Origin of the sequence: Haloarcula sp. Atlit-120R (assembly GCF_003665885.1) — an archaeon.
Lineage (GTDB): Archaea > Halobacteriota > Halobacteria > Halobacteriales > Haloarculaceae > Haloarcula > Haloarcula taiwanensis.
Genome location: NZ_QPLN01000001.1, coordinates 208,327 through 231,918, shown reverse-complemented (window position 1 = coordinate 231,918; position 23,592 = coordinate 208,327). Strand labels below are relative to the sequence as shown.

21 protein-coding genes are annotated in these 23,592 nt (G+C 58.6%); 11 read left to right on the top strand and 10 right to left on the bottom strand.

Translation table 11 applies throughout. From position 1 onward, the window contains the following. Positions 1 to 157: 157 nt before the first annotated feature. From DVK01_RS01195 to DVK01_RS01185, 3 genes are read right to left on the bottom strand one after another with little or no spacing between them, the layout of a single operon-like run. Positions 158 to 1,204: a glycosyltransferase family 4 protein gene (locus tag DVK01_RS01195; protein ID WP_121535128.1), complete on the bottom strand. Its 1,047-nt coding sequence runs from the start codon at positions 1,202 to 1,204 to the stop codon at positions 158 to 160. Positions 1,205 to 1,206: 2 nt separating this feature from the next. Further along, entirely contained in the window at positions 1,207 to 2,337 is a 1,131-nt protein-coding gene (locus tag DVK01_RS01190) for a glycosyltransferase family 4 protein (protein WP_158598751.1), read from the bottom strand. 10 nt (positions 2,338 to 2,347) lie between these two features. Beyond that, positions 2,348 to 3,523 carry a glycosyltransferase family 4 protein gene (locus DVK01_RS01185; protein ID WP_157829432.1) on the bottom strand — a complete coding sequence of 392 codons (1,176 nt, stop codon included), beginning with the start codon at positions 3,521 to 3,523 and terminating at the stop codon, positions 2,348 to 2,350. 531 nt (positions 3,524 to 4,054) lie between these two features. Here DVK01_RS01185 and DVK01_RS01180 point away from each other — a divergent pair. After that, entirely contained in the window at positions 4,055 to 5,185 is a 1,131-nt protein-coding gene (locus DVK01_RS01180; protein ID WP_101350565.1) for a glycosyltransferase, read from the top strand. Here the strand turns inward: DVK01_RS01180 and DVK01_RS01175 are convergent. Beyond that, positions 5,155 to 6,297, bottom strand: coding sequence for a glycosyltransferase family 4 protein (locus DVK01_RS01175; RefSeq protein WP_101350564.1), 1,143 nt, complete (start codon positions 6,295 to 6,297; stop codon positions 5,155 to 5,157). The genes DVK01_RS01180 and DVK01_RS01175 overlap by 31 nt on opposite strands. Before the next feature lie 993 nt (positions 6,298 to 7,290). Here DVK01_RS01175 and DVK01_RS01170 point away from each other — a divergent pair. Beyond that, on the top strand, positions 7,291 to 7,926 hold the full coding sequence (locus DVK01_RS01170; protein WP_232794468.1) for a hypothetical protein: 636 nt from the start codon (positions 7,291 to 7,293) through the stop codon (positions 7,924 to 7,926). Positions 7,927 to 7,966: 40 nt separating this feature from the next. On the opposite strand, the gene DVK01_RS01165 is transcribed toward DVK01_RS01170, so the two are convergent. Continuing rightward, positions 7,967 to 8,917: a hypothetical protein gene (locus DVK01_RS01165; protein ID WP_101350562.1), complete on the bottom strand. Its 951-nt coding sequence runs from the start codon at positions 8,915 to 8,917 to the stop codon at positions 7,967 to 7,969. Positions 8,918 to 9,117: 200 nt separating this feature from the next. Between DVK01_RS01165 and DVK01_RS01160 the strand changes: the two genes are divergently transcribed. After that, positions 9,118 to 10,449, top strand: coding sequence for a hypothetical protein (locus DVK01_RS01160; RefSeq protein WP_101350561.1), 1,332 nt, complete (start codon positions 9,118 to 9,120; stop codon positions 10,447 to 10,449). Between the two features lie 952 nt (positions 10,450 to 11,401). Here the strand turns inward: DVK01_RS01160 and DVK01_RS22975 are convergent. Next, positions 11,402 to 11,515, bottom strand: coding sequence for a DUF2089-like zinc ribbon domain-containing protein (locus DVK01_RS22975; protein ID WP_394337659.1), 114 nt, complete (start codon positions 11,513 to 11,515; stop codon positions 11,402 to 11,404). 180 nt (positions 11,516 to 11,695) lie between these two features. On the opposite strand from DVK01_RS22975, the gene DVK01_RS01155 reads away from it, so the two are divergent. The 7 genes from DVK01_RS01155 to phoU all read left to right on the top strand — a co-directional run bounded on the left by DVK01_RS01155 (position 11,696) and on the right by phoU (position 19,078). Next, positions 11,696 to 12,454, top strand: a complete 759-nt coding sequence (locus DVK01_RS01155; RefSeq protein WP_101350560.1) for a helix-turn-helix domain-containing protein — start codon at positions 11,696 to 11,698, stop codon at positions 12,452 to 12,454. 106 nt (positions 12,455 to 12,560) lie between these two features. Beyond that, positions 12,561 to 14,264 (top strand): hypothetical protein, encoded by a 1,704-nt coding sequence (locus DVK01_RS01150; protein WP_101350559.1) that lies wholly within the window; start codon positions 12,561 to 12,563, stop codon positions 14,262 to 14,264. A 470-nt stretch (positions 14,265 to 14,734) separates the two neighbouring features. After that, on the top strand, positions 14,735 to 15,445 hold the full coding sequence (locus DVK01_RS01145; protein WP_121535127.1) for a hypothetical protein: 711 nt from the start codon (positions 14,735 to 14,737) through the stop codon (positions 15,443 to 15,445). Between the two features lie 54 nt (positions 15,446 to 15,499). Further along, positions 15,500 to 16,060, top strand: coding sequence for a hypothetical protein (locus tag DVK01_RS01140; RefSeq protein ID WP_121535126.1), 561 nt, complete (start codon positions 15,500 to 15,502; stop codon positions 16,058 to 16,060). 517 nt (positions 16,061 to 16,577) lie between these two features. Continuing rightward, positions 16,578 to 17,909: a Trk system potassium transporter TrkA gene (gene trkA, locus DVK01_RS01135; RefSeq protein ID WP_101350556.1), complete on the top strand. Its 1,332-nt coding sequence runs from the start codon at positions 16,578 to 16,580 to the stop codon at positions 17,907 to 17,909. 51 nt (positions 17,910 to 17,960) lie between these two features. Then, complete coding sequence (locus tag DVK01_RS01130) at positions 17,961 to 18,272, top strand: hypothetical protein (protein ID WP_101350555.1); 312 nt, start codon at positions 17,961 to 17,963, stop codon at positions 18,270 to 18,272. 125 nt (positions 18,273 to 18,397) lie between these two features. Continuing rightward, positions 18,398 to 19,078, top strand: a complete 681-nt coding sequence (gene phoU, locus DVK01_RS01125; protein WP_101350554.1) for a phosphate signaling complex protein PhoU — start codon at positions 18,398 to 18,400, stop codon at positions 19,076 to 19,078. A 177-nt stretch (positions 19,079 to 19,255) separates the two neighbouring features. Here phoU and radB read toward each other — a convergent pair whose 3' ends face one another. Beyond that, positions 19,256 to 19,966, bottom strand: a complete 711-nt coding sequence (gene radB / locus DVK01_RS01120) for a DNA repair and recombination protein RadB (RefSeq protein WP_101350553.1) — start codon at positions 19,964 to 19,966, stop codon at positions 19,256 to 19,258. Between the two features lie 54 nt (positions 19,967 to 20,020). Continuing rightward, the gene (locus DVK01_RS01115) at positions 20,021 to 20,851 is read right to left on the bottom strand and encodes a hypothetical protein (RefSeq protein ID WP_121535125.1); all 831 of its coding nucleotides are present in this window, start codon (positions 20,849 to 20,851) and stop codon (positions 20,021 to 20,023) included. A gap of 163 nt (positions 20,852 to 21,014) precedes the next feature. Between DVK01_RS01115 and DVK01_RS01110 the strand changes: the two genes are divergently transcribed. After that, on the top strand, positions 21,015 to 21,800 hold the full coding sequence (locus DVK01_RS01110) for a hypothetical protein (RefSeq protein ID WP_121535124.1): 786 nt from the start codon (positions 21,015 to 21,017) through the stop codon (positions 21,798 to 21,800). Positions 21,801 to 21,803: 3 nt separating this feature from the next. Here the strand turns inward: DVK01_RS01110 and larC are convergent, their stop codons facing one another. Next, positions 21,804 to 23,120 (bottom strand): nickel pincer cofactor biosynthesis protein LarC, encoded by a 1,317-nt coding sequence (gene larC, locus DVK01_RS01105; RefSeq protein ID WP_101350550.1) that lies wholly within the window; start codon positions 23,118 to 23,120, stop codon positions 21,804 to 21,806. A gap of 46 nt (positions 23,121 to 23,166) precedes the next feature. Continuing rightward, positions 23,167 to 23,583 carry a universal stress protein gene (locus tag DVK01_RS01100; RefSeq protein WP_101350549.1) on the bottom strand — a complete coding sequence of 139 codons (417 nt, stop codon included), beginning with the start codon at positions 23,581 to 23,583 and terminating at the stop codon, positions 23,167 to 23,169. Positions 23,584 to 23,592 lie beyond the last annotated feature (9 nt).

Genomic DNA, 23,592 nt, shown 5'->3' with positions numbered 1-23,592 from the left:
TTCCGTGTTGAAGAACGGACCCGCCCAAGTATCACTCTATCTAGGTCTCCGACGTGCCCTCGATTGACCGCTCTTCCAGAGTTTCTGTTCAACCGGGGTTGAACAGACACCTGTATCGTCGCGGTGAGCGAGTGATTCAGCCGCCTTCGCAGGGTTCTCAGAGTCTGGACGCCAGATTCGACATCAAGGCCCGTACGTCGTGGCGGTCACGGGCAACTTCTCGACTCCGCTGACAGAGGCTACGGTACTCGGCGTCGTTCAACTCAAAGATGGATTCGAGACGGTCGGCAAGCGCCGCCGGATCACCACTTGGGAACGTGAGGCGAGAGGCGTTAAGGTCCGAGTCGTGGACCATATCTACGTATGAATCGTTGGAGGAGACGACCGGTGTCCCGGATGCCATCGCTTCGACTTCCGTCTTGTCGAGACTTCCCGTCGCACTATCATTGAGGAAGACACCCGCACGCTGGTACTTCAGGACGACTTCCTCATGCGGGACGGCTCCAACGAATTCGACCAAATCGGTCAACCCCTGTGATTCAACCGTCTCGTATAGTTCTTCGACATACGCCTCGTCACCCGACGGTGCACCAACGATCTGTAGTTTCGCGTCGATACCGCGGGTATCGAGCACCTCGATAGCACCGACAAGTGTCTCGAACCGCTTTACCGGATCAAGGCGGCCGACGCCAAGAGCCAGTCGTCGGTCGGTGCTTGAACCGTTTGGCGCGAACGTATTGGTGTCGATACCGTGACCGAGCACCGAGAGCTTGTCCGACGGAAGTCTGAAGCTACCTTCGGTCGCGGTCACTACCCGGTCGGCTAGCCGGTGTGCAACCTTTAGATGCCACTCGACGCTGCTGTGGGCGTACCAGAGCGTAACTGGAACTCCTGCCGACCTGAACCATGGCCAGCCCGCAATAACGTAGTGTGGAATCATGTGGGCGAAGACCGCATCGATACCTCGCCGTACGGCCTCGATACAGTGTCGCTCGAACGAGAGGACCCGCCTCGCCTTCGAGTATCCCTTCTCCTTCCCGAAGCTGTAAAGCGTAACGTTGTCGGGGAGGTCGTACTGGCCGATGTAGCTTGTTAGTACGTCAAGCTTCTCAACGTGTTCGGCAAGTGCGCTGACCCAGTCGACAGTGAATCCGAGGATATCGTCGGTCGAATCTACCTTTTGTGTGATCATTAGGACGTGCATGCTCAGACCCCTATCTGTAGGAAATCAACGATGCTCTCGGCTCGGTGCTTCCACGTATACTGTTTGACGTCCTCTCGAGCGTGGCGTGCGACCTTGCTTGCGTCCGGGTCGTCCAACACCTGACGTATTGAACGCGCGAGTGAACTGGAGCTGTCAGGCGGTGCGAAGTAGGCACTGGAGTCGTTCAACACTTCCTTCAACGACGGGATATCGGTGGCGATTATCGGTCGCCCGACTGCCATGTACTCGAACAGTTTGAGCGGCGAGGTGTACCGGCGTGAGATAGCTCTTTCAGCTGTGTTCGGGAGGACGAGCGCATCGCTGGCCGCGAGATACTTCGGGACCTGGTCTGGGTGGACGTGTCCAACCATCTCAACATTGCTCGGCATTGTCCCCACAGCAGTTTCAAGTCGGTCCTGCTGAGCGGCCGTACCGCCCACGAGACAGACAGTCACTTCAGGTATGTCTTTAGCTGCTTCGACCAATGTATCGACGCCTTTCCACTGTTTGAGGCTGCCGGCGTAGCAGACTAACTCGCCCTCCGGGAGCGATAGCTCGGTTCGAAGTGACGACTTTGAGCGCTTGATTGTGAACCGGTCAAGGCGTACACCATCCGGTGCGACAAGCATCGGCGCATTGGTGAACGAGCGCCACTCGTCCCGGAGCCCCTCGCTGATGACAACTACACCGCAAGTGTGCTCCAATGCCCGTCCAAGAAGTGCTGCGACTCGGTCTCTCGAAGGCCGACGGTGCAGTTCGACCGCAAGCGAATCGCCGAACAACGGTGCACCGAGGACGGCGAACAGAAGTCCGCGGGAGTACAGCCAGTCCCAGTCGGATCTGAGCGTGTACGCGAGCGCAGCGAGTGTGAACGTGATCGACTGGAGGTAGAACGCGAAGCGGAGGAGCGGCTGGCGTGAGCTACTGCCGAGAAAATCGATACACGGCAGTCGTGTTATTTCGAAGTTAATAGGTGAGTCGAAGTATTCCTCAACTGAATCGGGCGCGTCGTCTGGCTGGACGCGATCAGGGATGACTAGTTCAACCTCGTGTCCGTTCTCGGTAAATGCGTCGCACATCTGGACGATTTGATAGGCGTGTGCTCGCCGGCTCGGAAGCCTTGCGTTTGCCACGTACTGTATCCTAGCCATTTTTTTTTCGGTGGCCGTCTCTCGCGGAGGCTACCTTCCGCAGAAGGGTCTCGTATTCGGCGACCATCTGTTCGTGTTCAAACTGGCTCTCGAGGCGCTTGTACGCTTGCGTTCGGAGTTGACTCCGGAGCGAGGAGTTCGAGAGTAATTGCTCAAACCGCTCAGAGAACGCCTCAATGTCGTCCTGTTCAACGAGGAACCCGTCTTCGCCGTCGGTAATGGCCTCAGGAGTGCCACATACCGCGGACGCGACGACAGGTGTCCCGCAGGCCATCGCTTCGAGGACAACATGGGGAAGCCCCTCGTAGGTCGAATTTAACGCGAAGACGCGGCTACGAGAGACGATGTCGAGTACACGTTCGTGAGGGATGCGACCATGAAAGACAACTTGCTCACTCACGCCCCGTTTGTCTGCGTGCGCTTCGAGGGTGTCCCGTTCAGGCCCGTCACCGATGACGTGTAACTCCGCGTCGGGTACGTCGGCTCGTTCGAAAGCATCAACGATTCCGCCTATCCCTTTCCACGGGACGAGTCGACCGACGGTCACGATTCGGGGTGGTCGATCGGAGTCGGTTATCGACGGCCTCTCTATGTCTATCGCATTGTAGATGACGCTCGTCCGGTCGGGAGCCACTCCCCACCCAGTCACGAGTGAGCGGAGAAACTTGCTTGGCACCGCGACGTGGTCTGCCAATCGAACTGGCGCTGTCCGAAGAAGTTTCCAACCTTCGAGTTTCGGATTAAAAGTGAACTGCTGGAACGTCTCAATGTCGTTGCAGGTCTCGCCGGAACGGCGGGCCCGCTCCCATGCGGCGTCACCGACGATTTTGCTGACGGTCGGGACGCCCACGATGCGCCCGGCAGTTATCGCCTGCAAGTCGAACGCGTTTACCAACATCACGTCCGGTTCGTACGACCGGAGTTCGGCCACGAGGGTTCGAATCTGTCGGGCATATCTAAAGACGACGGAATCACCACGAGGAATGCGTACGACTTTGAACGGAAACCGGTCGTCGAACCCCGACGAGGCACGACCGTTCGTGACGACGCGGACAGAGTGGCCCCGGTTGACGAGTTCGCGTCCAAGCGATGAGACGAATGTCGCTGGACCTCCGGAATCGGGTGGAAAGATACCGGGGGCGAGCAATACGCTGACTGACTCCTTCACTGTTGGCTGAACAGTGTCTGTCCCGCTTGAAATATCGTTCTATTCGCGATGGAACTCTCGGAAAAGCGTGTAACGGCCGTTCAAGAACCTGTCGCCTTCTCTGGCCAGTCTCCAGAAAATCACTATCGAATTAAACACGCTCTCGCCAGTGAGGACTGATACTTATCTGCTACCGAACGTCATCTCAACCATTCTCGATAGCGCACGCAGAGACCACGCGACATTGAACGAAAATAGAACGAAATATATGGTATCTTATCGGTACGAGTGCATTGAGCAAGAGTTGGGACATTATCCGCACACTGTACGACAACGAACTCGACGATGCCGACGCGTGCGTCGGTCAACTACCGAATTGGTCAGCGACTCAATCCCGGGGAACGGGATTCCTCGTGGCCACTACCCGTGGTGAGCTACTGGGCAATAGATAACTCAGCGAACAGATATGCGAGCGGCCGGTCAAACTTGGCTCGTGGCCGGAGGAAGCCAAAGTCAGTACACCTTTGGTAGAACACTAGAAATCAGGCGACAATGACAGATACACCGAGCGTTCTCCATGTTATTTCTGGTATCGATGTCGGCGGCGCAGAGAATCACCTTCTGATGCTTCTTGACGGACTCGCCTCACGGGAGTTTGACGTTACCGTAGCATATCTGAAAGGCGACGGCGAACTCGCGGACGACTTCCGAGAAGCAGGCTGCTCTGTTGAGCGAATTGGTATCCGGTCGGACTTGGACCCACTCGGGCTCGGGAGACTCGTCGCAAAAATAGCTCGAAACGATTACGACATTGTCCACACTCACCTCTTTCACGGTGACGTATACGGCGCGACAGCCGCAACTGTTGCTGGAGTTCCAGCTATCGTCTCCTCGAAGCATAACGATCCACCATACTGGCAGGACCAACCGCACAAGCTAGTACACGACCTGTCGCTGTCTCGTACCGACCGTATTCTCCCAATTTCTGAACATGTCCGTGACTACTTGCTTGAAACCTCGAATGTCAGCCCAGATCGAGTTCAGACGGTCCGATACGGGTTCTCGCTAAAGGACTTCGAAGACGTATCTGAGAGTGACGTCCAATCGGTACGGCGAGAATTTGTCGACGATAATAAGCCACTCGTTGGAACCGTCGCTCGACTCACTGAGCAGAAAAATCTGGAAACGCTTCTCCGCGCGTTCGAGCAAGTCAGAGACCGGGTGCCGGGCGCACATCTCGCTATCGTTGGACGCGGCGAGGAAGAAGACCGCTTGATACGCCTTGCAGACACTCTCGGTATTGCGGACGCCGTGACATTCGCCGGATTTCGGACTGACATTCCCGAACTTATGCACGCATTTGACGTGTTCGCACTGCCATCGCGGTGGGAAGGCTTTGGCGTTGTGTTTCTCGAAGCGATGGCCGCCCAGACACCCGTCGTCGCATCTGAAGTGAGTGCCATCCCAGAAGTGGTCGCAGACGGCAAGACTGGACTGCTGTGTCCCCCGACAGACGAGACGCAGTTTGCCGATGCTATCTCAACCCTGCTTGAGGACCGAGAACTGGCCGAATCGATGGGCGAAGCCGGGAGGGAACGGCTCGACAGGAAGTTCACGGTCGATAGGATGGTCGAAGAAGTAGCGACAATCTATCAAGAGATACTGTCCACCAAATCGCGGTAGAGCGATTGGTACGACTGTTCCATGTTTTCGAGCGTAAATCGGCTGAGGTCGGCGGTAGTTTGTTTGCTCATCTTACGCCGGAGCGACGGTGATGCGACGAGTTGCCCGATGCGGGCGCTCAGTTCTGAGATGTCACCCGGCTCGACTAGAAATCCGGTTTCGCCATGCGAAACCTGTTCGGGGATTCCTGCGACAGTCGTCGAGACGACCGGCAACCCGGCAGCACGGGCTTCGGTGACGACGCGGGGCATTCCCTCACGATAGGAGGGGAGTACGAAGACATCCGCCGTGGCGAGGAGCCGGGCAACATCGTCGCAGTAGCCGAGAAATGAGATGTTGTCTTCAAGCCCACGTCGCTTGACCGCATCCTGTAGTTCTTCTCGGCTTTCTCCTTCGCCCGCGATATCTAACTTGACCGGATGCTCTCCGGCGACCTGATCGACTGCCTCTATCAGGTCGAACAGGCCCTTGCCGTCCGCTAGTCGGCCGACGAAAAGTAGCGAAACTGGTTCATCGGCGGATGGCAGGTTATCCCACCGGTCCGGAACGCGATATGCGTCTAAGTCTAGACCGTCGTAGATGACCTCGTACTGGTCCGGATGACCAAACCCGCGGTCGAGATAGGTGTCACGAACCCTCACTGAGTTGGTGACTATGCGGTCGCTCAGCGGTGCACTCGCGCGCTCGAAGACGTAGAGTGTGGCGTTCAACAGCGGGTTCCGGTCGCTTGCGATTGGGTCACCGTGAACGCTGTGGATAGTGACTGGGACATCTGCAAGGGCGCCCGCCCAGCGTCCAATCACGCCTGCCTCTGTGCTATGTGTGTGGAGGATATCTATCTGTTCGTGTTTGAGATACCGTGCGACGCACAGGACCGCCGGAAGTGCAGTTACTGGGTTGTAGTGTCTGATCGCCCGGAACACAGTGACGTCGATTCCTCTCTCCCGGAGAGCATCAAGTCGCTCGGAAGCATGTTCCGCGCCGACACCGACTCGTAGGTCGTACTGCTCTGGTGCGGTCCGAAGCGCCGAGAGGATTTGTTCGACGCTCTTCTCTGCACCGCCATCGAGAAACCGAGTGATGAGGTGGAGGACACGATACGGCTCAGTCACAGGTCTACGTTTCGACGACTCGAGTAAAGGATTGCCGAAACTTCATCATCGACCGACCAATCTACGAACTATCCGCACAATGGCCGTGGTGCAGAATCCCACCTTTCGAATGAAATTTTTATGTCGAGCCAGAGTAATTTGTTTCAAACGTTTTTAATGTTGTGCTTCGATTCCTTTTCGCATCGTGACCTACTCAGGCCGTTACTCCCGGCGAGTCTGGTCTGTCTGAGCCTGACGAAGCACCACTTACGCCAGTCAGATGCCAGCGGTGAGTTTAGGACACTCGGAATACCGCTCAACGATGCTCTTGTCCCTCACCAGAACCGACCAGATTTGTTGGGCCTCGTTGAACCATGTGCTTCCAAGACACGACCGAGCCGAATAATGCTTAGTCTCCTTCGAGAGCGATTATCGAAGGCCGCCGGTATACAAGAACAGCGGTCGTGAACGCTGTCTAAATGGGAGGGGATCTAGCTAAGATGTGAGCAACGGTCGAGGCCAAGATAGAACCACGAATACTTATCGCCCGATACCCACTCCAGGAGGATATCAGGCTCAAAAGACGGCCTGACCGTTTGAAAGCTCTCATCTATGGCATGCGGACAAGATATTGTGCCGTCGGACACCAGTCTACGAATCGATGCCGAAGGGCAATTGCTACTTATCTTTTAAGTGGATACCATCACAACTATATTCGTCGGTTGTAGTGTTCCAACAGAGAAGGTAATGACGCTCAAGTCGATGTTCCGTGGTCGATTACACGAGTGGCTCCTCCGAGCCAACCGACTCTATCACAGACGGCTTTACACAGTAGAGTCCAATCCTGACGGAATCGACATTTTTGACGAGGACTGGGACTCACTTGTTCTTCTTGACGCTTGTCGGTACGATGCTCTCGTAGACCGGGATGAACTCCCCGGTAACTTGGAGTCACGGGTTTCTAAGGGGTCACAAACATACGAATTCCTCCGAGCGAATTTCACAGACCGAGACTTGCGTGACACGGTTTATGTTACCGCAACGCCGCAGTACTACCGGTTCGAAGACGAACTCAACGCGACGTTTCACGAGGTTGTTAACATCTGGAGCGATGATTCGAACGTATGGCACGATGGTGGACGACAGGTCGTGCGCCCCGAAACGACCACCGAGCACGCACTCCAAGCCGCCGAGCAGTACCCGAACAAGCGGCTACTGGTGCATTACATCCAGCCCCACACTCCCTTCCTCGATCGACCGACCGAGAAACTGAATACTGACCGAAACACGTACCGACAGTTCATCAGCGGAGAGCTATCGGTGGACGCCTCGACGCTGCGTGAGGCGTACCGACGGAACGTTGACATTACGCTTCCGCACGTAACTGACTTACTCGAGGGGCTTGACGGAAAGACCGTTGTCACTGCGGACCACGGAGAGCTACTGGGAGAACGATTATATCCGGTACCGGTTTCGGGCTGGGGACACCCACACGGAACATACGTCGACGAACTCGTACGTGTGCCGTGGCTAGTCCACGAACAGGGTGAGCGACGAGATGTGACCTCCGGGTCGTCGAAGAGTGGCGACGAAGAAATTAAGCATGACGTGGTTGAACAGCGACTGCGTAGCCTTGGCTACACGAACTAATCGAGATTGACAGGGACTGACCGAACCGCGAGAATCCATTTCACAGGTAACCGAGGTCTCGAAGGTGTTCGACTGTCTCCTTTCGTTCAAATTCGTCCTTGTCACCTTGTTCGCCAGTAACCCTCGGTTTGAACTTGGGTTCGTACTCGCCTCTGTCACGTGCAGTTGTAGTCGCCCATGGGACGCATTTCACGTTCGGTTGGAGGCTTCCGAGGGGGTGTTTGTACGTTCCCCAGCGGCCGAATCCTTCGCCGTGGTCCGCGCTAATTGCGACGCGCTCGGCATTCAGATTCTCAAGCAACACCGAAACGGAGTCAAGACTCATCCTGAGATTTTCGAGATACGCGTTCCAGACCGTCTCTCGCTCTACACTTCCGGCTCGAAGGCATTTGAATGGATTCGATTCCCATGGTTTCAGTTCCCGTCCTTCACGCCTCGCCATGGCGATGTACGGTGAGTGGGGTTGCGAGTAGTGGACAATGAGTCGGTCTGGCTGGAGTTCGCGGCCGACCGTGATAGCGCGGTCGGTCAAATGTTCGGGGAGCATGTGTTTGTAGGGGTGCTCGGGCTGATACTGCCACGCGTCGTCTACAAGCAAAAAGTCGTCTGCATCCGCCACCTTCCAGTTCACTGGTGCCCGGTCAGCCGGGAAGTTACGATCTTTGAGAACTCGCTTCGAGAAGGCGTTCGCTGAAACGTAGGCCGTTCCACGAATCTCGCTCGTATACGTTGTGCGAAACGTGTTTGCGACCCACTCTCGACTGGTGCTCCCAACAGAAACTATCGAATCGATATCTGACAAAAACGAGTACTCATCTGCAACCTCTTTCAGTGCGTCTACACGGCAGGTGTCGAGTATGATGAGCGCATCCCAGTCTCGCTCAAAGACATTCGCCCCAACTGGGTATCGGGAAGTGAGCGAGGCCCACAGCGCAATGTACGCGTCCCGCAGCTCCTCTGAAATCAGTGTGGTGATTTTAGTCGGCTGCATGTGTTCGAACTGATTACGAACTCCTTTATGCTCAATAGGTCATATATTTTGAGATCCTCACATTTGGCTATGCTTCTAACCAGAGGACTGATGATACCGGGTTTCCCATCCGTCAGCACTACGCAGGGTCGCCGAATATCGCGAGAAGGGAGTAATCTCTTTCGATAGAGTTTATACGGCGACATTCTAATCGATAATGAATGCGTCAGGGCGCTACGATGGCGATGGGAGCCGGAGTGGCGATGGCAGTCGGTATGATTCTCGCCGTTTGGGGTTTGACAGCGGTGCTTACCTTAATCTCAATCGTACTCACCCTCCTTATTCTGTTCAGCGGTGCAGCCCTCCTCTGCCGGAGTCGGGCGTGGTTCGCTATCCTGCTCGTCGGCATACTCGTTCGGCTCCCGTACACGGTATTGAAACCCGTCCACGACGACTCCTCAGTATACGTCGGGAGAGCACTCAACCTGCTTGAGGGCCAGATCACAATTTCCGGACACATCGGTGTAGAAGCCATCATGGCGCTGTTTCTCGGGCTCTTTGGCCAAATGGGTGGAAACCTCGCGTCGTTTGTGGCGTCTTTGGCAACGGTGTGGCTCGTCGGTCGAACAGCCACTGTGCTGTTTGATTCTCCCCGGGCAGGTCACGCCGCCGGATTCGTCCTCGCAGTTACGCCGCTTCACATCAACTTCTCGTGGTGGGCTTACACAGAACCGATTGCTGTCTGTTTTTTCACTCTCAGCCTATACTTCTTCGTTAGTCGAAGGTACGTGGCCGGAGCGGCCGTCGGAATCATCGTATTTTTTATGCGTCTAGAATACCTGTTTCTTCTCCTTGCTCCGCTCGCCGGACTCTATGCGTTCTCTGAAGACAGGTTTCGCCACGTCTTCGTACTCGGCCCACTGCTGGGGTTCGTTGGAGTCATACTGCTTTATCAGCTCTCGTCAGGGGACTCACCAGTAGTTACCGTTCGGACACTCGTCTCAATGCCCTCGCTGTTCTCGACCGGCTTCTTCGTCGGCTTGTCGAATGCACCACTCGAACATACGGTTCGGAACCTCCAATTCTATGCGCCTCATTTTCTTCATTGGGGTGTTCCTTACTTCGAGTTCGTACTGGTGAACCCTCTTCTACCGGTACTCTTTTTGATTGGAGTTGTGGCCCTTCTCCCAAGGGTGCGGTACGCTCGCATCTTGCCGGTAACTATTGCTATCATCATCGCTGCCGCATTCATGTATCGCGAGCTAACTGTCGGGACGGGGCTCATTGGGCCTTCGATAGAGCTGGTTGCATGGCTATATGCTAGCATTTTCGTCGCACTCGTCGTGCTTGTGTTACAATCGACCGATAAGCGACTCTTCCCGCTGTTTGCTACGATTCCGTATCTGTGTCTTCTTGCTATCCTATACCTGTCCCCTAGATATCTCCTCCCGATGGCTGTCGTGGGTAGCCTCTACGCCGGATACGGGCTCAAAACCATCCTTGACATGGTGGTTATTAGCAGCGACGACACTGAAGACGCTGCAGCTACCTAGTCCCAGTGTGTTGCGAGTTTTCCCGTAACTATAGTAACAGTTGAAACGATTTACACACTGATCGCACTGCCGTCGGGCGATCAGGTGTGCATTGATTTTCAATGGCTACTATAGCACATCCTACTCTTGGTTTGTTCAATGCCGATCAATGAACTGCTCAGTGCCCTCACGAACCGTTGTCATCAATTCGTAACCGATGAGTCGCTGGTGCTCAAAATATTATTATAAGTGAAATTGGATTTACTCCGTTGAATAAACGCTGAGGCATAGTTAGAGTGGAACACGCAGCGGTTCTATATTTGCAGTGGTAAACACCAAATCGATTTCACAGAACCATTGGTACAGCAAACACTCGCTTAACTCTGTCCTGCGAGCGCTTAGTTGTCGAATATGAATTTCGGCCATCCAGCTCCGAGAGCTCTCTTTTGTCCGGACGGATGTGTTATCTGCGGTTACGTTCAGTGACGACCCACGAGAGTGAACGAGGTGATCAATTTCTAGCGTAGCAATTTCGCATTCGGTACGCCAGTCTTGGAAAAATCAGTCCCTGTCAGTGAATGGGTGGGATGGATACGTCAGAACGGACTGTCGTCCAGATGGAGAGACTCACAGCTCTGAAGTCAGACGGAGTACTTGAACACGACTGCTTTTATATGATCTGTCAATGTCTACTATCCTCTCTATAGAATCTTAGGTCGAGTTGTCCGCAATAGAGTTCTCAACACGCCACCGACAACACCCCTTTGATAATAACGTGGGTTATGGACAGTCACTGATCGCTTTTGCGAGTGTGTATTCACAGTCAGCGTGCTACTTTCTCACCTCGTCATACTGTTTCTCTGGTCACTGCCTCTCACCGTATCTCGGTTATGCCAAAGAGTGTGTAGAAAGCCTCGTGTCGAATGCACAGTGTTCAGAGTGCGTCCAGCACAACCGCAAACCTACAACGATACTACCACCGGAGAGTTTCAAGGGTTGTGCCACAATCCGGACACTCACCGTCGGTAATCGTTAGCTGTGCATCGCACGACGGACAGTAGTCACGATAACACGCTGGGTCGCCCATATCACACATCTATTCCGGCAGAGTGTGAGCGTTTCCCCGTTCTCAGACAGTCCTTCAACGAAGCACTGATAACCAGGAAAAGACACGACCTCCTTCTTCGGCTATCAATATAGCATCCTGATTCCCATACACTATTCCTATAGCAGTAACAGGCTTGTGCGCGATCCGTCTGGTGTCCATATGCGCAACACCGGCGACCAAGGGTCAGCAGCCGAAGCGGACCAGCCAGTCGATGGTGCTGGGTACGGGCCGGCGAGCCCATCAGAGACGGGTGAGACATCACGGGGGAAGAGCCTCGGTGTCGATCTGTGTCTGAGTCATCCGGAGCTGGTTCTGACGGAGGCAGTCGAGAGTAGTCCGGACATAACAGTCCGTCCGGAGCAGATGGTCGACGACGGTACGTCGAGTTTCGTGGTGATAGAGGCCGTCGGTGAGGGTCTCGACCAGTTCGAAACAGAACTGGAGAGGGATAGCACGGTATGCGAGTCCGTCGTGTTAGACTGGACGGAGACGAACCGCGTCTATCGGGTTGAGGTGGCCGACAGCGCCGTTCGACTCACGCCCTCGCTCGTCCGCGCCGGTGGTCGGGCGCTCGATATCAAAGGGACAAGTGGACAGTGGCTGGTACACGCCCAGTTTCGGTCGCGGGCGGCACTGTCACAGTTCCGCTCTGACTGCTCTGACCGGAATATCACGTTTCGACTTGATCGACTGTACTGGACCTCCGGAGAAGTCAATGCCGGTGCATGCGGGCTAACCGCAGACCAGCAAGTCGCACTCGAGACGGCACACAGCGAGGGGTACTTCGACGTTCCCCGTGGCATCTCACAAGCAGAGTTGGCGGACAAACTCGGCATTTCACCATCTGCGATGTCACAGCGGATTCGGCGCGGGATGGATCAGGTCGTCGGGTCGGAGCTTGGACTATCTGATGAGTAGATGACTAAAGAATAAATAATTATATCTGAATTATCAAGTGTGGCCAGACGTGACAGGGCTATCATGTGCCAAAAAGGATATTGTTCCGCTGTGACACCCGTTCCGTATGAGACACCGGATCGTGAGCGGGATATGCGCTTTATTCCTCCTCTTGACAGTCGCGTCCGTCTCCGTGGGTGTCGCTGCTGCAGCGGACGCCGGGCAGTATGCTGATGACACAGCGACGGGCAACGAAACAGCGCCAGCGATACAGTCGGCTGGTCCCACACAGGCTGTTGCGCACGGGCCGAACGGAACCGCGTTCGTCTGGGAACGGATAGACGGCGCGCGGCCCGGCGGGTATCAGATCGCAGTGACCGTTAGCTCGCCGCAGGAGAACCGCTCGGTCTGTGCGCGCGCGAACGGGTCTTTGAACTGTACGTCGGTCGGCCCGAACGGAACAACGACCCTCACGACTCCCGGGACAACGGGGATCGATGATCTCTCAGTCTCTCTCTACAACACGCGCACCGACACCATGATAGATCGGCAACCGGTGTCTCTGCAGCCGATTCAGCGTACCGGTGATATTGATGACGACGGGCTCAACAACAGCCACGAGGTGGTCCAGGGTACGAACCTCACTGACGCCGACACTGACGGCGACGGGCTGTTGGACGGGACAGAAGTCCACCAGCACGGGACGGCCCCCACAGCCGCAGACACTGATGAAGACGGTGTCGCCGACAGGACTGAGATCCAACAGGGCACCGACCCGCGACGGGCCGATACCGATGGCGACGGGTTAGCAGACGAACGCGAACTGGCACTCGGGACGAATCCAACCGTCGCGGACACTGACGGCGATGGGCTGTCCGACCAGCGAGAGGCGTCTGGCGAGACCGATCCGACCGACGCGGACACGGACAACGACGGCGTCGTCGATGGCAGGGAGCTGGCGGTCGGCACGAACCCGGTACAGGCCGACACCGACGCTGATGAGGTCGCTGACGGCAGGGAGCTGGCCCTGGGCACCGACCCGACGGTCGCAGACACTGACGGTGATGGGGTGGCAGATGGAACAGAACTCGAATCGGGGACCGAACCTACCGAGAGTGATACAGATAGTGACGGCCTCGACGACGGAAGAGAACTGGCAGCCGGCACGTCCCCAACCACCGTCGATACGGATGGCGATGGTCTCAGCGACGGGCGCGAGGTTTCGGCCCTTGGAACGGACCCGCTCGCGTCCGATTCGGACGGTGACTTCCTGACCGACCCACAGGAAGTCACCTGGGGGACGAACCCGAACAGCGTTCTGACGCCAGCCTGGGTGACGAGTTCGCTACTGGGGTTCCTGATAGGGACTGGGCTGACAGTCGCAGCGATCAGGCGTGGCTGGGTCATAAGGCTCTCCACGGCGGCCAGACTGTTCATTTATCGCTACCTCGAACTGGATCGGGAGATACTCGAAATTAACCGTGAAATCGACGCCACGGACAGGGTGGTCGAAGCCGACAGTGCAGACATCGACGTGGACACTGCAGCTGAGGCCTTCGAGCAAGCTGACCGGGAACTCACCCCTGACGCGCACCTCGTGAAGCTGATGCTGCAAGCCGAGAACGGTCGTCTGCACCAGACAGATATCGTTGAGGCGACGGACTGGTCGAAAGCGAAGGTTAGCCGCCTCCTTTCGCGGATGGTGGACGAAGACGAAGTCGTAAAAATACGTCTCGGCAGGGAGAACCTCATCTGTCTGGAGCGGGCAAAGCCCCCGGCGGCGAACTCGCCCCACGCAGGCGATATCAAGCCGCCGACGCCCGGCGGATAAGCTGACACACGGGCCGGATAGCTTGGTCGGTAGTGGCGTCACTGCACAGAGATGGGTAAATCTCCGCCAAGCGCACCTGTCCGCCGCCGTCACGGCGGTCAGGAATATGTGCACAACACCCTGCGGCAGATAAAGGTCACCGTACTCCCGGCTTTTGTGCCTTCTACGTCCCGAAAACAGTCGAATAGGCCCGTGACATGCGAAATTCCCACGGTGCACGAGTGTGGTTTTTCACATACTAGTTGCTGTCGAAACGGTGGAACGATCCGGTACGGTGCGTGAAACAGTACTGGAAAGCAATAGCTGGGGCGAAACGACCTATATGGCTGTATTCGTCCTTCAGAAGCCACTTTTACTGTCCTGTGTCCAGAGTAAGTCGGTCACTACCGACCGGCTAAATCGGTGAAACAGTCGCAACCGACGGAACAGTCGACCCGGTATATGGCGGCCGCTGGAAAAGGAAAAGTCACATGTCGATAGCTGAAACGACTTCCGAACCCACAGCAGCCGAGGCAGAGGCGTCCACGACAGACGAGTCATCGTCTGGAGACGCCTCGTCTGACGATAACCTCACCCGCGACGACATTTTCCATGTCCTTCAGTGTCGTCGTCGCCGCTTAGTCCTCAAGTACCTCCACGAGCACTCCGGCGAAGAGCCAGCCGATATGAGCGACATCGCAGAACACATCGCGGCGCTGGAACACGACACCACCATCGACTCGCTGCGCTCGAAACAGCGCCAGCGCGTCTACATCGCGCTGTACCAGTCCCACCTCCCAAAGATGGACGATGCGGGCGTTATCAACTACAACCAAGATCGAGGACTCGTCGAAGCGACCGCGCTCGCGAACTCCTTTGATAAGTATCTCGCTGCGGAACCATCACTTCTGTCGACGCCGCCTGCGGAGTCGACGCTGTCGGCCGGTGTAACTGACCACGACCGGCCCGGGGCCCACACGCCTGCCGATGAGCGATGGGCAGGTCGGTATCTCGGGACTGCGTGTGCCACACTGGTTGCAGTCGGTGGACTCGCACTCAGCGGGACTACAGTGTCAGGTGTCGCAGTTGCACTCGTCGTGAGCGTGGTATTTGTAGCACTGGCGGTGATCCATCGGCTCTCACTGATGGGGTCGCGGTCGCTTTCAGACCGTCTACGAGCGGCTCTCGATATGGAGATGTAAGCTACGTACTGGACAAATGCGTGCACACAGCGGTACACCCGGGGTGAGTAACATATGCGACCGGCAGTAGGGCCCGACGCCGTCGTTGATACCGGAAAAAAGACTACGCCGCCAGCGCAGAACGACCTCGATGGCGCAACCCTATTCGATATTCTCGGTAACGAGCGCCGCCGCGCATGCCTGTACTGCCTTGCTGAACACGGGACGGCGCTCTCTGTCAGTACGCTGGGCAAACAGGTGGCGCGGGCCGTCGCCGATGCAGAGACCGATAGTGACGAACTCTACGACAGTGTGTACATCTCCCTCTGTCAGACTCACCTGCCCAAACTCGACGCTGTCGGGCTGGTAGTGTACGAGCAAGACCGGAAACGTGTCTGTCAGGGCCCCAGATTTGACGCTATCAGGGACCAGTTCGAAGCGGCCCGCACGCCCAGAGAACAGGCAGCCGAGAGTCTTCGGGCAGAGACCATCGTGAGTGTTCTGACGGTGGCGATAGGCGGGGCCGCAGTCGCGAGTCCACCGACAGCTAGAACCGTACTGCTTTCCGGACTCGTTGGGATTCACCTTTTCGTTCTCATCCTCGGGTCCGCGTCTCCGTTCAGAAGTAGTGACTGAGCGCGTCCGTCTGGTCGGGCGTAGCACATACACTGGCCAGTGGTGAAATAGTAGTCACCTGCTACCGTAGTGAACGCTCCGCCGGGCGGCTGTTGCGTGTTTGACAGGGCTGCAGACAAAGACCGGTGCCGTATTGTGGTACAGTCCCTGACGGCGGTTCCCTGAATTGCGTGGCAGAAGTACGTGTCTACCGGGTAGATAGCGGGCGTAAAGAAGCATATAATCAAACGGTGGGCGACAGAGAAAGCGTGTATGACCGACTACGCCAGTATGCGAAAAGCGATCGAAGAGACGAAAGAATCGTTCGACGCGGTCGAGCGGTTCCAACGTCGGTCAGCCCTCTGTCCTTGGTTGAATGTACCGCTTCGGGATGAGCCGTAAGTAAGCCACAGGTACGTCTTGACCGCCGGATTCGGTAGCCTGTCCGCCCCGATGGGGCCGGACTGCTGGCCGGATGAAAATACACTTCACCCATCGGCGGAAAGCTGATGCATATGAATCAGGCGGAGGCGCAGCCGTGTATATCGTAATCGTCGGCGCGGGCGAGGTCGGTTCGAACATTGCTGAGAGCCTCGCTGAGAGCCACGAAGTCGCCGTCGTAGATATCGACCCAGACCGCGTTGAAAGCCTGATGTACGAGGCTGACGTGCTGGGCGTCGAAGGGGACGGTGCGGAACTCGACACCCTCTCCGAGGCCGGTATCGAGAAAGCCGACGTTCTCATCGCCAGTACCGACGACGACGAGACGAACATCGTCACCTGCGGGACGGCGGTAACGGCGGCTGACCCCTTCACCATTTCCCGCGTCAAGAGCGCGAAGTTCCTCCGGACTTGGGAGAAATCCGAGGGCGCCTTTGGCGTGGATCACATGGTCGCGACGAACCTGCTCACTGCGGAGAATATCGCCCGAGTAATCGGGCTCCCCGGTTCGCGCGACGTAGAAACATTTGTTGACGGTCAGGTCCAGATGGGTGAGTTCGAAGTGCGCGAATCCAGTCCAATCACGAACCTGACCGTCGCTGAGGCCGACCGCTACGAGTCATTAACCTTCGCTGCCGTACTGCGCGACGGCGAAGTCATTATCCCGCGCGGAGAAACAGTCATCAAAGCCGGCGACGATATCGTCGTCATCGGCAGCTGCGAGAGCGTTCGCCTGTTCGCGACCGAGATCGCGCCGAAGTCGGAGGCGACCCAGAACGTCCTCGTTGTCGGCGGGAGCGACGTCGGCTATCACACCGCACGACTGCTTCAGGATCGCGGTATCAAACCGCGGCTTATCGAGCGCGACCACGACAGAGCGCGCGAGCTGGCAGAAGAGCTGCAAGGAACCACCGTGCTGGAGAGTGATGCAACCGACACTGAGTTCCTCGAACGGGAACACGTCTCCGATGCCGATGCTGTGGTTGCGACGCTCGATAGCGACGAGAAGAATCTCTTAGTGACGCTGCTGGCCAAGCGACTCGGTGCGGAGCGAACCGTCGCCGTCGTCAACTCCGGCGAGTACGTTGACCTGTTCGAAGCTGTTGGCGTCGATGTAGCTGTCAATCCCCGCGAGACGACCGCAGAAGAGATTACCCGGTTCACCCGGGAGTACGACGCGACGAAGGTTGCCATCATCGAATCCGACCGCGCCGAAGTGCTGGAAATCGAAATAGCCGCTGACAGTGTCCTCGCCGGGCGACCGATCCAGGAATCGGTGCAGGAACTGCCGACTGGCGTGGTCATCGGAGCTATCAGCCGCGGCGGCGAGCTTGTCATCCCCCGCGGTGACACTGTTATCGAACCCGGCGACCACGTCGTGGTGTTCGTGGACGCCGACTGTCTGGAAGCGGTCAACGACAAGCTGTAGTAACAGCGCTACGCCCAAGAGACTAAGCCTGTTTCCCGCCTCAGTTAGTGTATGGCTTCCGTTGCGGCCCGTATCGTGCTCTCGTTTGCTCCCAACACCACCGATGGAGACCCGTGGTCCGGCGTCGATACCGAGTGGATAGCTGACGAACTCCGCGGGGACACCTATCAACAGTACCTTCGACGCGCCCACAGCGGCCCGGTAGCCGTCGGCGAGGAGTGGGACGAGTTCGTGAGCTGTGGTTGCGCAACGCCACAGGACGTGGTGCTGCGCGTCGAGCGCGTCGAGGCCGGAACGGCAGTTGGTGACGAAACGACGCTTGACGTTCATCCCCGTAACGACACCGAGGCAGTGCCCCAGTAGCCGTTTTTTGCTGTCGAGCGTGTCTGTTCCTGCATAGTAGTCCGCCGCGACTGTCGCACCGGTCAGTATCGGGAGATATTGGGAGAAGGGAAAGGCTGATGCATGGCACTAGCACATTCCGGACTATGCCACGCGATTCCTATCAGGAGGGACTGAACTCGCTCCGCGAGGATGTCCTTTATATGTCAGAGATCGTCCTCGAGCGGCTTCGGCTTGGCTTGGATGCGCTCGAACAGAAAGACGAAGAGATGGCCCGAGAGGTCATCGAGGGCGACCACGAGATCAATCAACTGTATCTCGACCTCGAACAGGACTGTATCGACCTGCTGGCGCTGCAACAGCCGGTCGCATCCGATCTCCGCTTTATCGCCGCGTCGTTCAAGATCATTACCGACCTCGAACGGATCGGCGACCTCGCCACGAACCTCGGCGAGTACTCGCTGGAGGCCGAACGCGATGTATACCCCGAGGTCGACATTCAGGACGTTGCCGACGTGACCATCGAGATGGTCGAAAACGCTATGCAAGCCTACGGCGACGAGAACGCCGACCAGTGCTACGCCATCGCCGATGTCGACGACGAGGTGGACGAACGCTGTGAGGCCGCCTCGGAGACGGTCGTGCGCGACCTCATTGAGCGGGAGATAGACACCGACTCCAGCGAAGGCGAGATTGAGCAACTGATGGCCGACGTGTCCCGTCTCCTGCTGACGATTCGTGACATCGAGCGGGTCGGCGACCACGCCGTCAACATCGCCGCGCGGACGCTGTACATGGCCGAGAACGACGACGACCTCATCTACTGAACCTTTTTCGTCGTCGGGTCGCCGGGGGCGACCGCTCCTCGAAAAACGGTCATGAAAAAGGCCGAGCACGGCGAGCCGTGCTCGGTGAAACCGCGCTCGCTCCGCTCGCGCGGTATGCGTCGAACGGCCACAGAACCGCGACGGCCCGTGCCCGACTGGTTCGGCAGTTAGGGCGGGCTACTGCGGCGTCTCGGGCGTGTCGTCGCCCACGAGTCCCGAGTCGGTGATGCGGAACTGGGCCGTGTCGCCGGCCGGTTTGGCGCGGTGTTTCTCCAGTGTGGCGCGGCGGTTGCCGCCGCGGAACCGGTCCAGGCGGACGATTGCGCCCGACCAGTGGTTGAGGGTATGGCCGCCGAGCGCCGTTGAGCGGTCGCTGTCGGGGTCGGTAAACACCTGGTTCGTAAACAGGACCGCGAGGTCGTGTTTGCGGGCCAGCGAGAGCAGGTGGGTAATCTGGCGGGCCACGTCCCGAAGCGTCTCACCGCCGTCCTCGTCGTCGCGGCGGAGTCGATAGAACCCGGTCGCGCTGTCGAGCACGATGAGTTCGACCTCGGCGGCGAACTCCGCGGCGTCCTGGACGGCCTCGGCCTGCTCGTCGTAGTCCAGCGCCTCGGTGATGATGAGGCGGCCGGCGAGGTCGTCCACGGTCTGGGCGGTCCCGCGAGCGCGGCCGCTAGCGACCTGTTCCATCCGGTCGGCCGAGAGTCCTTCAGTGTCGATGTACAGCGCCGCGTCGCCGGCAGCGGCGACTTCCATCACCGCCGACAGGGCGAAGTTGGTCTTGCCGGCCGCCGGCGGGCCGTACACCTGTGTGACCGCACCGCGCTCCAGCCCACCACCCAGGAGGTCGTCAATAGCGTCACACCCGGTCGGGACGTACTCGCTCACGGGCAGGGGTTGGGCAGGTTCGGATAAAAACACTGGTACCTGACGACACTGCTGTCAGTCGTCCGAAAGCCGTTCGGCCAGCGTCCACTCGGCGAGGGACACGTCGTCGATGTCGGCTGTTGCAAACCGGAGGGCAGTCCCCCATCTGCGGGTGATGACGAGCGACTCGGCGTCGAGCTCGTAAGATTCCAGTTCTTCCCAGGCGTAGAACCGTCTGGCAATTGGGAGTCTGACTTCCAGACCGCGCTCGGTCGCCACGACGGTTCGGGTTCCGCCTGTCGAGAGAAGGACGAAGCCGGACGGGAACAGCACCTGACTGATGTACTGGAGCAGGGCGATATCGAACACCGCACCGACGGCGAACCCGATGGTCGCGACGCTAGCGATGGCTCCGCCGACGTGCAACCGCCGACGCTGTGCAGACTCGGGCCAGCTCGCTCGCCAGCGGGTCAACTCCTCCGCCCCTGCGGTAACTGCCGCAGTGTACCGTGTCTGTGACATAACCGCGACAGCGACTCCGAGCAAAACGGCTAGCAAGCCGAAGAAAAACGCCAGCACGCCACTGACACCACTCATCTCCAGCGACGCAAAGCCGACGGCGGCGTACACGGCCGCGATCGCCGCTGGAAGCCACCGGGCGCGAGTCGCGCCGACTGTAACGGCTACTGCCGGTCGACTGGAGAGCAGCCATCCTATTACGGTGGTCACAGCGGTCACCGTCCCGACCAGCGCGGCGTAGAGCGCCCACGCTTCGGTAACGCCGACCCACTTCAGCCCCGGTACAATCGGCGGTGCCAGAAGCAAGCCCAGATAGGCTCCGCTGGCACCACTGAACAGTGGGTCGGAAGCCGCGCCTGCTCCGTCAGTGCGAACCACCGGACGCATCACTAGCAGTCCAGTTAGCTGTTATAAAAATCCTATCAAATATAATAGGAATCGTAGATGTCCCCAACTCGATGTATCCAATGGTGTCTGGTAAATATCTAGAGCACAAACGTGGACTAACGGACTCCCATATCTGTAAGTAATCGGCGTCCGAACTCCGGTTGTGATTGTCGTCGCCACAGCGGACTTCGAAGTGTACCACGGTGTCGTCAACGAGCTGCGCGACCGTGGCGTGGCGTTCACAACTATCGAACCGGGCGACCAATGGCCCGAGGAGGCGGAGGTCGCGGTCATCGCGGCCGGGGAATCGGTCGAAATCCCCGACGGCGTCGACCTCGTGCAGGCGGACCCGGACACACCGCGTCGAGCCGTCGAAACCGTCATCTCGACACTCCGGGGTGGTGACGGTCGAACCGTCATCGGTATCGACCCCGGCGAACGGCCGGGTGTCGCGATTCTCCACGGCGATATGGTCGTCGCGGCGTTTCAGGTACCTGTGGCGGAAATCACCGACATCGTTCGCGATGAAGTCGAGGACGCGGTCGACCCGGTCGTCCGCATCGGCGACGGTGCACGGCTCGTCGGCGCGCGCATCATCGACGAGATTCAGTCCGTGCCGGTGGAGTTGGTCGACGAAACGGGGACGACGCCGTATCTCGGGTCCGGCGCACGCGGAATGGGTGACGTGCTGGCCGCGGTCAACATCGCCCGGCTCGACGGCGAGGTAATCGAGAGCCGAACCATCGAACCCACCGCCGGCGAACTCCAGAAGATCAAGGACCGCTCGCGGGAGGCAAGCGAGACGAACCGGGCAATCAGCGAGGGGCTGGCCCGAAAGGTCGCCACCGGCGCGCTCACCGTCGAGGAGGCGCTGGCCGAACACGACAGCGACACTGCGGTCGGGGACGGAGACGAGGGCGACTCCGACCCGAACACGGCCGACGAGTAGCGGCTATTCCCGCACCATCCGCTCGGCTCGCTGCATAACCGCCCGGACGGGGAGCCCGGTCGCGTCCGCGACGGCCGCGGCGTCGTCGTACTCCGCGCTCACGTCGAACACTGTGCCGTCAGTGTCACTTGCGACTTTGACCGTGACCTCGAACTGCTCGCCGTCGACGGAGAGCGCGACCGTCTTGTACTCCCGGTCGGCGACCCAGCGGTGACCGGCCCCGGACTCGCGCACGCCGAGCGTCCCGGTCGCTTCGGCGAGGCGGCGCGCGACCCGCTCGGCGTCTTCCGGCCTGCAGATGACCTTCACGATGTGGCCGGGCCGGGACTTCTTCATCGTCGTCGGCACTATCGACACGTCGCGTGCGCCGACCTCCGGGAGCGAGCGCTGGAGGTCGCCAAGCACTTCGGGTGGGACGTCGTCGACGTTCGTTTCGAGGACCGTGATTTCATCGCGGCGGAGCCGCCCCGCGCCGTCGCCGACCATGGCCCGCAAGACGTTGGGGCGGTCGTCGAGGTCCCAGCCGCCAGCGCCGTAGCCTGACGCGTCGAGATCGAGCGGTGGCAACGAGTCGGTCCCGTCAGCGATGTGGGCGAGAATCGCCGCGCCGGTCGGCGTCAGGAGTTCCCTGTCGATGGGGCCACCCTGCAGCGACCAGTCGGCTTGCTCCGCGATTGCAACTACTGCGGGAGTCGGGACCGGGTAACTGCCGTGGCTCATCTCGACAGTCCCGCCGCCCGTCGCCAGCGGCGTCGTTACGACCCGCTCGATGTCGAGGTCGTCCAGCAGGAGGCAGACGCCGACGATATCAGCGATGGCGTCGTCGGCCCCGACCTCGTGAAAGTGCGTGTCGTCGAGATCCGTCCCGTGGACAGACGCCTCGGCCTCGCCGAGTATCTCGAATATCGCCAGCGCGTCCGTTCGCACTGTCGCCGGGAGGTCCATCTCCCCGACGAGTTCGACGACCTCGGCGTACGTTCGGCTCGGGCCGCGCCCCTCAGCGTGGGTGTGGTCGTGGTCTTCGTGGGTGTGTGGGTGTGCGTCGTCGTCCCCAGCGTGGCCGTGTCCCTCGTCATGGTCGTGGGAGTGAGAATGCGACTGGTCGTCGTGAGAATCGTCGACATCGTCGGCGTCGGTCAGCAGTACGTCGACGCGCGTTGCAGCAATCCCTGAGCGGTCCACCGCGGAGACGGCGTATTCGACGTCCAGCGCGTCTTCAACCGGCGACAGAGCCTCGCGGTCGGCCCCGGCGGCCAGTAGTGCCCCCAGCAGCATGTCGCCGGCAGCACCTATCCGGCCATCGAAAGCGAGTGTTCGCATACCCGGAGAGTCAGGCTGGGCCGGTAAAAGCCCTCTCGCTACAGCCTCACGTCTGGCGGACGATGTGGATGTCGTAGGACTCGCCGTCTGTGACTTCGCCGATGGGGACGACGATGTCTTCGGTGTCGTCGCTACCGAGGAACACGACGCTGGCGTCAACGTCTCGGGCGGTCTGCCTGATCGTCGTCGACAATTCACTGGTGGAGTGGGCGCTCACGTCGTCGTAGCGGAGTTCGGAGTCGTCGGTCGCCTCCTCGATCTTGCGTCTGAGGTCATCTGCGGCGGTTTCGGCGGCGAAGTCTTCAGTGGGGTCGACGCGTCGGCGGCGCTCGGCGTAGTCGGCCCCAGTGGGGATGAACGCGACGGCGACGACATCCTCGTCAAGCGCTCCAGCGTAGGTGACGGCGCGGTCGAGTGCGGCATCTGCAAGCGGTGACCCATCGAAGGGAACAAGAAATACCATATCGGCGCT